This is a genomic window from Streptomyces sp. P5F9 (assembly GCF_057961495.1).
Genome location: NZ_JBXVPZ010000305.1, coordinates 1 through 11,867 on the forward strand (window position 1 = coordinate 1; position 11,867 = coordinate 11,867).

General features: G+C 70.5%; 11 protein-coding genes. 7 read left to right on the forward strand and 4 right to left on the reverse strand.

Annotated elements, in window-relative coordinates; genetic code table 11:
- A partial coding sequence (locus AC31A1_RS35155) for a ricin-type beta-trefoil lectin domain protein (protein ID WP_489657198.1) occupies nucleotides 1-1,691 on the reverse strand: 1,691 nt, incomplete at its 3' end.
- Nucleotides 1,692-2,267: 576 nt separating this feature from the next.
- Between AC31A1_RS35155 and AC31A1_RS35160 the strand changes: the two genes are divergently transcribed.
- Entirely contained in the window at nucleotides 2,268-3,047 is a 780-nt protein-coding gene (locus AC31A1_RS35160) for a phytanoyl-CoA dioxygenase family protein (RefSeq protein WP_489657199.1), read from the forward strand.
- Between the two features lie 42 nt (nucleotides 3,048-3,089).
- Here AC31A1_RS35160 and AC31A1_RS35165 read toward each other — a convergent pair whose 3' ends face one another.
- Nucleotides 3,090-4,061: an aldo/keto reductase gene (locus AC31A1_RS35165; protein WP_489657200.1), complete on the reverse strand. Its 972-nt coding sequence runs from the start codon at nucleotides 4,059-4,061 to the stop codon at nucleotides 3,090-3,092.
- A 258-nt stretch (nucleotides 4,062-4,319) separates the two neighbouring features.
- On the opposite strand from AC31A1_RS35165, the gene AC31A1_RS35170 reads away from it, so the two are divergent.
- The 6 genes from AC31A1_RS35170 (at nucleotide 4,320) to AC31A1_RS35195 (ending at nucleotide 10,857) form a co-directional block, all read left to right on the forward strand.
- Nucleotides 4,320-5,282 carry an endo alpha-1,4 polygalactosaminidase gene (locus AC31A1_RS35170; protein ID WP_489657201.1) on the forward strand — a complete coding sequence of 321 codons (963 nt, stop codon included), beginning with the start codon at nucleotides 4,320-4,322 and terminating at the stop codon, nucleotides 5,280-5,282.
- A gap of 10 nt (nucleotides 5,283-5,292) precedes the next feature.
- A complete protein-coding gene (locus AC31A1_RS35175) occupies nucleotides 5,293-6,588 on the forward strand; it encodes an ABC transporter substrate-binding protein (protein ID WP_489657202.1) in 1,296 nt (431 codons plus the stop codon).
- Between the two features lie 23 nt (nucleotides 6,589-6,611).
- On the forward strand, nucleotides 6,612-7,574 hold the full coding sequence (locus AC31A1_RS35180) for a carbohydrate ABC transporter permease (RefSeq protein WP_489657203.1): 963 nt from the start codon (nucleotides 6,612-6,614) through the stop codon (nucleotides 7,572-7,574).
- The gene (locus AC31A1_RS35185) at nucleotides 7,571-8,389 is read left to right on the forward strand and encodes a carbohydrate ABC transporter permease (protein WP_489657204.1); all 819 of its coding nucleotides are present in this window, start codon (nucleotides 7,571-7,573) and stop codon (nucleotides 8,387-8,389) included. Before AC31A1_RS35180 ends, AC31A1_RS35185 begins: the two co-directional genes overlap by 4 nt.
- 38 nt (nucleotides 8,390-8,427) lie before the next feature.
- Nucleotides 8,428-9,738: an alpha-glucosidase/alpha-galactosidase gene (locus tag AC31A1_RS35190; protein WP_489657205.1), complete on the forward strand. Its 1,311-nt coding sequence runs from the start codon at nucleotides 8,428-8,430 to the stop codon at nucleotides 9,736-9,738.
- Nucleotides 9,739-10,023: 285 nt separating this feature from the next.
- Nucleotides 10,024-10,857 carry a hypothetical protein gene (locus tag AC31A1_RS35195; protein ID WP_489657206.1) on the forward strand — a complete coding sequence of 278 codons (834 nt, stop codon included), beginning with the start codon at nucleotides 10,024-10,026 and terminating at the stop codon, nucleotides 10,855-10,857.
- Here AC31A1_RS35195 and AC31A1_RS35200 read toward each other — a convergent pair.
- Nucleotides 10,854-11,378 (reverse strand): flavoprotein, encoded by a 525-nt coding sequence (locus tag AC31A1_RS35200; protein ID WP_489657207.1) that lies wholly within the window; start codon nucleotides 11,376-11,378, stop codon nucleotides 10,854-10,856. The two genes, AC31A1_RS35195 and AC31A1_RS35200, sit on opposite strands and share 4 nt — an antisense overlap.
- Nucleotides 11,379-11,425: 47 nt before the next feature.
- Nucleotides 11,426-11,867: nuclear transport factor 2 family protein (locus AC31A1_RS35205; protein WP_489657208.1), on the reverse strand; the 442-nt coding region annotated here is incomplete at its 5' end.

Here is an 11,867-nt window from a genome sequence, read left to right on the forward strand (position 1 = left end):
GTCGGGGCCGAGGTCGGCGGCGTGGACTGCGGGGTCGACGCGCTCGGCGTCGGGGTGGGCGTGGCCGTCGGCGTCTTCGAGGGTGTCGGGGCGGCCTTCTTCGTCGTGGGGGTCGGCGAGCCGGTGCTGTCGGTGTCCCAGTTGACGACCTGCATCTGCGGGTCGGCCTTCGACGTGTCGAAGACCCAGCGCTGTGCCGAGCCGTCCGCCCGGTTCTTCAGGACGAGCGCGCCGCCGCCGTCGGTGGAGGCGGGGGTGAGGGCCAGGTCCTGGTTCCAGCGCGGCACGAGGATGCCCTGGAGGGTGAAGTCGTAGCGGATGTTCTTCGCGGTCGCCGAGGACGTGCCGGTGCAGGGGGCGAGCTGTACCTCGAAGGCGAGGTGCGAGTCGAGGCAGAGGCCGGGGTCGGCGGTGCTGCGCAGCCGGCCGTCCGTCTCGTACGACCACTGCTGGCCGGCCGCCGAGGAGCAGGCCTGCAGTTCGGCCTCGTTGCCCTTGAGGGGCTTGTTGCCGGCGACGCCGATGCACAGGCCGGACTCGACGTTGTGCAGCCGGCCGCTGAGCGTGCCCTGGGTGGAGTCGTTCTTGCTGGCCCAGGAGGGGTCGGCGGATTCCTTGCCCGTGCCGGCGGCGCCGGCGGCCTGGTTCTCCGTGGTGGTCTTGTCGCCGCCGGAGCCGCCGATCGACCACAGGACGAGCGGGAGGACGACCAGTCCGCTCACGGTCAGCACGGCCACGGCCAGGTTGCGGCGGCGGACGCGCCGGGCCGCCTTGTGGGCCGATCTGAGTTCGCCGCGCCGCGGGCCGGGTTCCACCGTGAGTCCGGTCGAGGCGGACGACACCTCGGCGGGCAGCGCGCGGCTGCCGGCCCTGACCTCCAGATAGGCCCGCGCACCCCAGCCGAGCACCGCTTCGGCCAGCGCGATGCCGAGCCCCGCGTTGAACTGGTTCAACTGGTCGGCGGTGTACCGGCAGTGCTTGCAGATACTCAGGTGCATGGCGAGGTCCGGGTCGACCTCCGCACCGCCGCGCCGGAAGGTGACGTCCAGCAGCCGGATGTAGCGCATGCACTCGTCGTCCTGGGCGAGTTCGCGGTGGACCTGGAGGCACTCCTCGCGCAACCGGCCGCGGGCGCGCCCGAGTTCGATGTCGGCGCCCTCCTCGTCCAGGCCCAGCAGTCCGGCGGGTATCGAGACGGGTTCGGACTCGACCTCGATGTGCCACAGCACCGTGCGGGCCGACTGGGGCAGCCGCTGGAACGCCCGGGAGAGCAGCCGCCGTTCGGGCACGGGCAGCATCCGGGCCGTGCCGCGGTCGCCGTCGCCGCTCGCCCAGCGCAGATCGGGGTGCAGCATTTCCTGCCGGTGGTCGGCGACCCATTCCGCGGCGATACGGCGGACGGTGACCAGCACCTGGGGGCGCCAGGCCGCGGTCGGTCCCGACTGCCGCAGGGATTCCCCGAAGAGCCGGGTGAAAGCGGCCGTGGTGAGCATTCCGGCGTGGTGCGGGCCGTCGGTGCACAGCCGCGCATAGGCGAAGGCCGCTTCCCAGTGCCGGTCCAGCAGTTCGCCGACGGGTTGCAGCGCGGGCGTCGTCCCCGTCCACTTCTTCAGCTCGGCGCTGAGCTGCTCGTCGGTCACTTCGAAGTGGTGAGCGGAAGTCGGGGAATTCGAGGGACCTGCGTCCTTCACGGCTGCATTCCTCCAGGTGAAACGCGGAATTCGGCCCATACCGGCGGGTATGCGACCCCGTCGACAGGTCGACAAAGTCCACCCGTCCGATTGATGGCATCCCGAACGTCCGCCTGGGGCAGCTCTTTTGAAGCAAAGGGGGTGACGTGCAGGAGCGGCCTCGAACGCGCGGAGGGGAATCATCTATGTGCCCGCGCGCCGACAGGCACACCTTTGCACAGGTCAGCGAGGCGGAACAAGGTCTTCCGCGGTTTTGTGCATTGCGGTCCGGTCCCCACATTTTGACGATTCGTCAATCAGGACCGTTATGAGATTGCCACCGTATCCACACGGGAAATCCCGAAACCATTGACCGGAGGCCGCCCGGCGCACCCCGCACGCCGGACACGGGGACTGCCCTTCTTCCGGTTTTCCCAGGTCATCTTCCGGCTGCCCGGCCCATTGCCGGACGAGCCACTGGTGTCACGGGAGTTGCCGACTTCCGCGGCCTCACCGATGACAGAGTTCACGACCAACCAATAGGCACACGCCCGGCCTCCTGACACTGTGGTGTGACATGACACCGAGGAGGTCTGTATGACGGCCACGGACATCGGCGCGTTCGAGGAGGACGGGTTCACGGTCGCGCGCGGATTGTTCAGGTACGACGAAATCGACCGGCTCTGTGCGGAGTTCACGGCGCTGCACGCGGCCGGTCCGGTGCCTGGGCACTTCGAACCGCGCGTCTCCGACGATCCCCTCCGGACCCACCCGAGGGTGATGCACCCCCACGAGATCAGCCGGCTCGCCCTGCGTTTCCTCCTGGAGCCGCGTCTGCGGAGCGTCCTGGAGATCCTGTTCGGCGAGGAAGTGCTGGCCGCGCAGAGCATGTTCTACTTCAAGCCGCCGGGAGCGCGCGGCCAGGCGCTGCACCAGGACAACTTCTATCTGCGGGCCGAGCCGGGCACGTGTGTGGCCGCGTGGATCGCCTGCGACGAGATCGACCGGGACAACGGCGGCCTGGAGGTCGTGCCCGGCACCCACCGCATGGACGTGTTCTGTCCGGAGGAGGCGGACGCGGGGGTGTCCTTCGCGCGCGAGTACGTGCCACCGCCGCCGGGGCTCACGCCCGTGCCGGTCGACATGGCGCCCGGGGACGTCCTGTTCTTCAACGGCAGCCTGGTGCACGGCTCCCAGCCCAATCGGAGCGCGGACCGCTTCCGCCGTTCGTTCATCGGGCACTACGTGGGCCGCTCGGCCGACCGTATCGGGAGTTTCTACCGCACGATCTCGATGAGCGGTGAACGGGTGCCGCTGGCGGAGAGCGCCGGAGCGGGGCCGTGCGGCACGGAGTTCGCACCGCACGGCCCGCACTGACGGTTCGTCAAGAATGCCTGGAGCAAGCCCTGTTGGCCTGTGTCAGGAGTGGCCGCTGATCGCGTGCGGAGTGTAGGGCTGCTCCAGCTCCTCCAACTCCTTGTCGCTCAGCTCCAGTTCGACGGCCGCCACGGCGTCCTCGATGTGCTGCGGCTTGGCCGCGCCGACGATCGGCGCGGCCACCGTGTTCTGGTGCAGCAGCCAGGCGAGGGCGACTTGGGCACGCGGGACGCCCCGGTCGCCGGCGATGCGGGTGACCGCCTCGACGATGGCGCGGTCGCCGTCCTGGTAGAGGCGGTTGCCGAAGTTGTCGGTGCTGCTGCGCTCGGTGACGGTGCCCCAGTCCCGGGTGAGACGGCCGCGCGCCAGCGGGCTCCAGGGCAGTACACCAACGCCCTGGTCCGCGCAGAGCGGCAGCATCTCGCGCTCCTCCTCGCGGTAGAGGAGGTTGTAGTGGTTCTGCATGGAGACGAACTTGGTCCAGCCGTGCCGCTCGGCGATGTGCTGGTGCTTGGCGAACTGCCACGCGTACATCGAACTCGCCCCGATGTAGCGGACCTTGCCCGCCTTCACGAGGTCGTGCAGCGCCTCCATCGTCTCCTCGATCGGGGTGTGCGGGTCGGCGCGGTGGATCTGGTAGAGGTCGACGTAGTCGGTGCCGAGCCGTTCGAGGCTGTGGTCGATCTCGGACATGATGGCCTTGCGGGAGAGTCCGGCGCCGTTGGGCCCGGGACGCGTCCTGCCGTGCACCTTGGTGGCGAGGACGACCTCGTCACGGCGAGCGAAGTCGCGCAGCGCCCTGCCGGTGATCTCCTCGCTGGTGCCGTCGGAGTACACGTTCGCCGTGTCGAGGAAGTTGATCCCGGCCTCCAGCGCCTGCCGGATCAGCGGGCGCGAGGCCTCGTCGTCGAGGGTCCACTCGTGGGTGCCGCGGTCCGGGAGGCCGTAGGTCATGCAGCCCAGAGAGATCCGCGAGACGTCCAGGCCGGTCGAACCGAGCTTCACGTACTGCATCGTTGCTGCTCCTGCCTTCGAGTTCGGTACCGCTTCGGAGCGTACGACTTCGTGAGTACTCGAAGTCGCGGATATGTGCGCACCCTTGACGGCCGGCCCGGCCGGGCGCTTTGATCCTGGACGTGCCCGCGCGTGCGGCGCGGTACGCAGAGGTGCGCCCAGCCGGTAGCGGACAGGTTCCAAGCCCGGCCACAGTCGCCAGGACCGCGGCTCCATCCGGTCCGAGGCGGGGTCGTACCCGCGATTGATGGAGCGGACATGCCCGTCAAGGGTGTCTCCCGCGTCGGAGGTCTCGGGACGGCCGCGGTCCTGAGCGGCGCCGTCGCGGCCGCGGCGGTCCTGACCTCGTGCGGAACCTCGAACAGCTCGGCGCCGGAACAGCCGTCGCGCGCGGCGCCGTCGGAGAGCCCGTCCCGCGCGGCACCGTCGAGAAGCTCCACACCGTCGAAGAGCCCCACACCGTCGAAACGCCCCGCCCCGCCCGCGAGCGCCTCGCTTCCGGCGCCCGGCACGGTCCAACTCCCGCCGCCGCACGCCGACTTCGACTACCAGATCGGCGGCGCCTATCCCCCGCCGTCCGGCGTCCGGATCGTCAGCCGCGACCGTTCGGCGTCGCCCGCGCCCGGCCTCTACAACATCTGCTACGTCAACGCCTTCCAGGCCCAGCCGGACGAGCGCGCCTCCTGGCCCGCCGACCTGCTGCTGCGGGACGCGGACGGCAAGGTGGTCGTCGACGAGGACTGGGGCGAGGCGCTGCTCGACATCGGTACGGCGGCGAAGCGGGCACGGGTGGCGGCGCGGGTGAACCGGTGGATCGACGGCTGCGCGGCCAAGGGCTTCGACGCGGTCGAGCCGGACAACTACGACAGCTACACGCGCTCCCACGGCCTCCTGACGGCGAACGACGCGACCGCCTTCATCAGCCTGCTCTCCCGGCACGCGCACGCCCGGTACCTGGCCATCGCCCAGAAGAACACCGTGGAGTTGGCGGGGCTCAGGAAGAAGCTCGGTCTCGACTTCGCGATCGCGGAGGAGTGCGCCGAGTACGACGAGTGCGGGGAGTACGCGAAGGCCTTCGACGACCGGGTCATCGTCATCGAGTACTCCGACTCCGGTCTGCGCAAGGCCCGTTCGGGCTTCGCCGGGCGACTGAGCATCGTGCGCCGGGACGTGGACGTGTCGACGCCCGGCAGTGCCGACTACGTCCGCAAGGTGCGGTGAGGAGGCCGTCATGACGAAGGGAATGTCACGCCGTGGGCTGCTGCTCGGGGCGGCCGCGATCGGGGCCGCGAGTGGTTGTGCGGGCGGTTCCTCGGACGGGGTCGGTGCGGACGGGCGGGTGACCGTGGAGCTGTGGCACGGGCAGGTCGACACGGGCCGCAAGGCGGTGGAGGCGCTGGTCGCCGAGTTCAACCGGACCCACCCCACGATCCGCGTGGACCCGGGCGGCGGTGGGGTGTTGGCCGACGCGATGCTCCAGAAGGTGACCGCCGCGCTGGCCGCCGGCTCCTACCCGGACATCGCCTACATCTTCGGCTCGGACCTGGCGAGCGTGGCGCGCAGCCCCCGGGTCGTCGACCTGACGTCGGCGATGCGCAACGGGCCGACGCCGTGGGCCACGTTCTGGAAGCCGGTACGGGACGCGGTCACCGTCAACGGCCGGGTGCGGGCCGCGCCCGCGGTGCTCGACTCGCTGGCCGTCGTCTACAACAAGAAACTGTTCCGGCAGGCCGGGCTCGACTACCCGAAACCGGGCTGGAAATGGGAGCAATTCACCGACACGGCACGGCAGTTGACCGACCACGACCGGGGCGTCTTCGGCACCGGCTGGCCGGCTGTCGGCGACGAGGACACGGTGTGGCGGCTGTGGCCGATGCTGTGGGATCTCGGCGGCGAGGTCGTCGCCCCGGACGGCAAGCACATCGGCTTCGCCGACCAGGGCGTACGAGCACTCCGGACCCTCGCCCGACTCGGCCACGACAAAAGCGCGTACCTCGACACCAAGCCCGGCAGCGAACAGCTCTACCAGGTGTTCCTCAACAGCCGGATGGCCATGGTCGCCACCGGTCCCTGGCAGTTGCCCGACATCATCACCGCGAAGATCGACTACGGGGTCGTGCCGCTGCCGACGTACAGCGGGCACGCGGTCACCATCTCGGGGCCCGACACGTGGACGGTCTTCGACAACGGTTCGGCCCGTTCCCGGGCGGCCGTGGAGTTCGTGCAGTGGATGAACTCGCCCGTCCACGACGTCCGTTGGGACATCTCGGCGGGTGGGCTGCCGCTGAGCACGGGGACCGCGGCACGGCCGGAGTGGCGGGAGCACAGCGCCCGTACGGTCGGACTCGACGTCTTCACCGACAGCCTGCGCTCGGCCCGCGTGCGGCCCGTCCACGCCGCGTATCCGCAGATCTCGCAGGCGTTGGGCGAGGCCATCGTCTCCGTGCTGCTCGGCCGGGACTCCCCCGAGAAGGCGCTCCGTTCGTGCGCCGACAAGGCCGACGCGGCCCTGCTGATCCCCAGGTGACTTCCCCCTTCCGGGAGACCCCGATGTCCACACTGCCCCGCGCCCTCACCCTCCCCGCGCAATCCGCGGCCACCGCTCAGGCCGCCCGCCGCGCCGCTCGCCGTCGCGCCCGTCAAGAGCGGTCCACCGCCTGGGCGTTCATCGGTCCGTCGGTCGTGGTGATCCTCGGGCTGAGTGTCGTGCCCGTCGTCTGGTCGCTGCTCCTGTCGTTCCGCGCCGACGATCTGGTCACACCCGGCCGCTGGGTCGGCCTCGACAACTACCGGGCCCTCGCCCAGGACCCCAACTTCCGTACGGCGGTGGGCAACACGCTGCTGTACGCGGCCCTGTACGTGCCGCTCAGCCTGGTCGGCGGACTCGCGCTGGCGTTGGCCCTCAACCGCCGGATCCGGCTCATCGGCCTGTACCGCACGCTGGTGTTCATCCCGTTCGTGGTATCGGCGACCGCGCAGGGCGTGCTGTTCTCGTTCATCCTCGACCCGGAGTTCGGCGTCGCCAACGCGCTGCTGCACCACCTCGGCATCTCCGCACAGGGGTTCCTCGCCGACCCGGACCAGGCGCTGTACCTGCTGGTGCTGATCTCGCTGTGGAGCGGGGTCGGCTTCTGTGTGGTGGTGTACCTGGCCGCGCTCCAGGACGTGCCGCCCGAACTCGTCGAGGCGGCCCGCATCGACGGCGCCGGCCGGGCGCAGGTGCTGCGCCATGTGACGCTGCCCGCGCTCACGCCGGTCACGGTGTTCCTGCTGCTGTGGCAGTTCATCACCTCGCTCCAGGTCTTCGACCTGATCTACGTGACGACGAAGGGCGGCCCGTTGGGTTCGACCACGGTGATCGTGTACTTCGTCTGGCAGCAGGCCTTCCAGATGTTCACCGCAGGCTACGGCGCCGCGTCGGCGTACGTCCTCGCCGTCGCGCTGCTGGTGGCGGGCGGCGCGCTGCGGGTCGTACGGCGGCGGCAGGGCCGTACGGACGGGGGTGTGCGATGAGTGCGCGGCGGGTGAGTGCGTGGCATCTGGTGCTGGCGCCGCTGGCGTTGTGCTTCGCGCTGCCGTTCGGGTGGCTGCTGCTCAGCTCGGTGATGACGAACGCGGAGATCAACCGCTTCCCACCCGCCTTGTGGCCCAAGGGAATTGACCTCGGCGGCTATCGCTATGTGCTGGGCAACGCGTTGTTCCCGCGCTGGTTCGCCAACTCGCTGATCGTGGCGTCGGTGGCGGTGGTGTCGAATCTGCTGCTGGGGTCGCTCGGCGGGTACGCGTTCGCGCGGATGCGGTTCGCCGGCTCGCGGGTGCTGTTGGGGCTGATGCTGGCGACGATGGTCGTGCCGTTCCAGCTGACGATGATCCCGACGTTCCTGGTGATGAAGTGGTTCGGGCTGATCGACACGTTGGGCGCGCTGATCCTGCCGTCGTTGGTGACGCCGTTCGCGGTGTTCCTGTTCCGGCAGTTCTTCCTCGCGCTGCCGAGGGAGATGGAGGAGGCGGCCTGGATCGACGGGTGTTCGCGGCTGCGGGTGCTGTTCTCGATCGTGATGCCGCTGGCCCGGCCGGCGCTCGCCACGGTCGCCGTGCTGACGTTCCTGTCGACGTGGAACGACCTGTCGTGGCCGCTGATCGCGATCAACCACGACACCCAGTACACGCTCCAGCTGGGCCTGACGACCTTTCAGGGACAGCACCACACCAAGTGGTCGGCGGTGATGGCGGGCAACGTCATCACGGTGGTGCCGGTGCTGGTGGCGTTCCTGCTGACGCAGAAGACGTTCATCCAGTCGCTGACGTCGAGCGGTCTCAAGGGATGAGCCACGCAAGCTACTTGACACACCTTCAGAGGAGCCAGATGACCGACGTCAGGATCGCCTTCGTGGGCGCCGGCAGTGTGGTGTTCACGCAGGGCCTGCTCGCCGACCTGTTCGCGTTCCCCGAACTCGCCCGCGCCCGGATCGCGTTGCACGACATCGACCCGGAACGGCTCGCGACGGCGGAGGGCGCGGCCCGCCACATCGCCCGAGTACGCGGCGCCGAGCCGGAGATCACCGCGCACCTCGACCGCCGATCGGCCCTCGCGGACGCCGACTTCGTCGTCAACATCGTCCAGGTCGGCATGAACGAGGCCACCCGCACCGACTTCGCGGTCCCGGCCCGCTACGGCCTGCGCCAGACGATCGCCGACACCCTCGGCATCGGCGGCATCTTCCGCGCGCTGCGCACCTTCCCGGTCCTCAGGTCACTCGCCGAGGACATGGCCGAACTCTGCCCGGACGCCCACCTGTTGAACTACACCAACCCGATGGCGATGAACCTCCTCTACCTGAGCCGCACCGCCCCCGCCCTCAGGGCGACCGGCCTGTGCCACTCGGTGTACTGGACGATGCACGACCTGTCCCAGCTTGTCGGCGTCCCCTTCGAAGAGGTCTCCTACCTGGCCGCCGGGGTCAACCACCAGGCCTGGGTCCTGCGTTTCGAGCGGGCCGGGCAGAGCCTCTACCCGCTCCTCGACGAGACGATCGCGAAGGACCCCGAACTCCTGCGCCGGGTCCGCGTCGACATGTACCGCCGCCTCGGCCACTACCCCACCGAGACCAGCGAGCACTCCGCCGAGTACGTGCCCTGGTATCTGCACCACCCCGAGGAGATCGAGCGGCTACGGCTGCCGGTCGGCGCGTACCTGGAGATCATCGAGGAGAACACCGCGAGCTACGAACGCACCCGCGACGCCCTCGCCTCCGGCATCCCGCTCCCCGTCGAGGGCACGCTGGAGTACGCCCCGCAGATCATCCACAGCATCGTCACCGGCACGCCCCGCACGGTCTACGGCAACGTCCCCAACCGCGGCCTCATCGACAACCTCCCCGCCGACTCGGTCGTCGAAGTCCCGTGCCTGGTCGACGCGTCGGGCGTCCAGCCGACCCGGGTCGGCACCCTGCCCCCGCAGTGCGCGGCCCTCAACAGCGCCTACGTCTCCGTCACCGACCTGGTGGTCCGCGCGGCCACGGACGGCGACCCGCGCCACATCCGGCACGCGGCGATGGCCGACCCGGCGACGGCGGCGGCCCTGCCGGTCGAGCGGATCTGGGACCTGTGCGACGACCTCGTAGCGGCGCATGGAGAGCGGTTGCAGCCGGAGCTGCGCGCGCTGCTGGGGCACTGACGGGCGACCGGGCGAGGCGTGACCGCCTCTGGCCGCCGGGCGTGGGTCCGGAGCCAGGCGCAACGCGGCGTCGCACGGCCGTCCCCGGCCGACCGACGAGGGCCCCGGAGTCGCGAGCGACGCCGCGCCGCTCACGGGCGTCCGGCGTTGGTGTGACCCGCCCTCGCCCGCCCGGCGTGGGGCGACCGGGCGGCGGCCAGGGTCCCGCATCCTCGGCGCAGGCGACCGGCACCCGGCCGGTCGTGGCCGTACGGGAGGAACGCGGTGCCGAGACGTTCGACCAGATTGAGGACTCTGCTGGGGGCGGCCGTGCTGCCGCTGGCCCTGGTGTCGCCCGCGTGGGGCGGCACGGACCCGGCGCCGTCCCCGCCCGAGCCGCCGTCGACCCTGTGCGCGCCCGCGGGCACCCTGCACGGCGCGCACGGCCAGCATGCCGTCGTCAGCCTCTGCGCGGGCAGTGGCACCCCGACCATGGCGGTCTCGGCTCCCGCGACCTGCGGACAGCTCAGGTCGGCCGTCCGGTACACGTGCCGCACCTCGGGCACCTGGACCGCCGAGCGTGACGGCGGGACGGCCGCGTCCGGCACGTTGCCGGGGTCGGGCCAGTATCCGGGCCCGGGGACGTACGACTTCACGGCCGGCGTGCGCGTCCGCTCCGCGCCCGAGGGCGTGGACCTGCGGGGAACCGTCCACGCCACGCTGACCCTGACCGCGCCCAAGCCGAAAATCACGCACGGCATCGAGGTCGACCGGAGCACGCTGCGGCCCGACTCGGTGACCACGCTGACGTACACGGTCCACCGGCACAGCGACGAGGGCGACGGCAGCGCACGCTTCGGGCTCATCGCGGAGGAGGGTACGGGCGCGGAGCTGACCACGTCCGACCCGCGCTGCGTCAACCCGCTGGTCGGCCGCCACCCGGCACAGGACCGGCTTCCGCACGCCCTGGACTGCGCGCTCACCGATCTCCAGCCGGGCCACCCGGACACAGTGGTGGTCCGGGTCGCCCTCAAGTCCCGTTGTTCCACGGTGGTTTCGAAGCTGGGCTACTGGATGCCGCAGGGCCAGGCGCTGTACACCGGGGGCATGCTGGCGGGACCGACCGTGACCTGCGGCTAGAGCAGGTCCAGCGCCCTTTCCCAGCCGAACTCCGGCCGCCCTCCGTCCAGTTGGTCCTCGCCGGAGTACGGGTCCCCGAACCGGACGCCCATCCCGCGCAGCCGTATCAGGCTCTCCTGGTAGGCGGGGTGGGCCGCCAACGCGTCGGCCACACAAGGGAGTACGACGGTCGGGACACCCAGGCCGTACGCCTCGCACAAGGTGCCGAGGGCGAGGGTGTCCGCCGTACCGGCCGCCCACTTGTTGATGGTGTTGAAGGTGGCGGGCGCGACGACCACGGCGTCCGGGGCCGGAAAAGGGCGCGGGTCGCCCGGCACGCGCCAGGCCGACCGGATGGGGCGGCCGGTCTGTGCCTCGACGGCGGCGATGTCGAAGAAACCGGACGCGGCGACCGGGGTCGCGATCACCCCGACCTCCCAGTCCAACTCCTTGGCGGCGGCGATCAGTTGGCCGACGTCAGCGGCGATCCCGGCGGCGCAGACGACGACGTAGAGGAAGGGTTTTCCGTCGGGCTCGGTCATCCGGGAACCCTAACTGTCCGGCCTGCGAGGACCACGGGATCAAGGGCCTACTGGAGCGGGAATGACCGGCCGCGCTCGGACTCCGGTCGGGTACCGAAGACGCGCCGGTCCTTCTCCTCGATGGCAACGTCGTTGATGCTGGCCTCGCGCCGGGTCATCAGGCCGTGCTCGTCGAACTCCCACAGCTCGTTGCCGTACGACCGCCACCACTGCCCGTCGGCGTCCCGGCACTCGTACTGGAAGCGGACGGCGATGCGGTTGCCGTCGAAGGCCCACAGGTCCTTGCGCAGCGCGTACTCGTGCTCGCGGGCCCACTTCGCGGTGAGGAACTCGACGATCTCGGCGCGGCCGGTGACGAAGGTGGCGCGGTTGCGCCAGACGGAGTCCTCCGAGTAGGCGAGCGCCACCCGCTGCGGATCGCGGGTGTTCCAGGCATCCTCGGCGGCCTGCACCTTCTGGGCCGCGGTCTCACGAGTGAAGGGCGGGAGG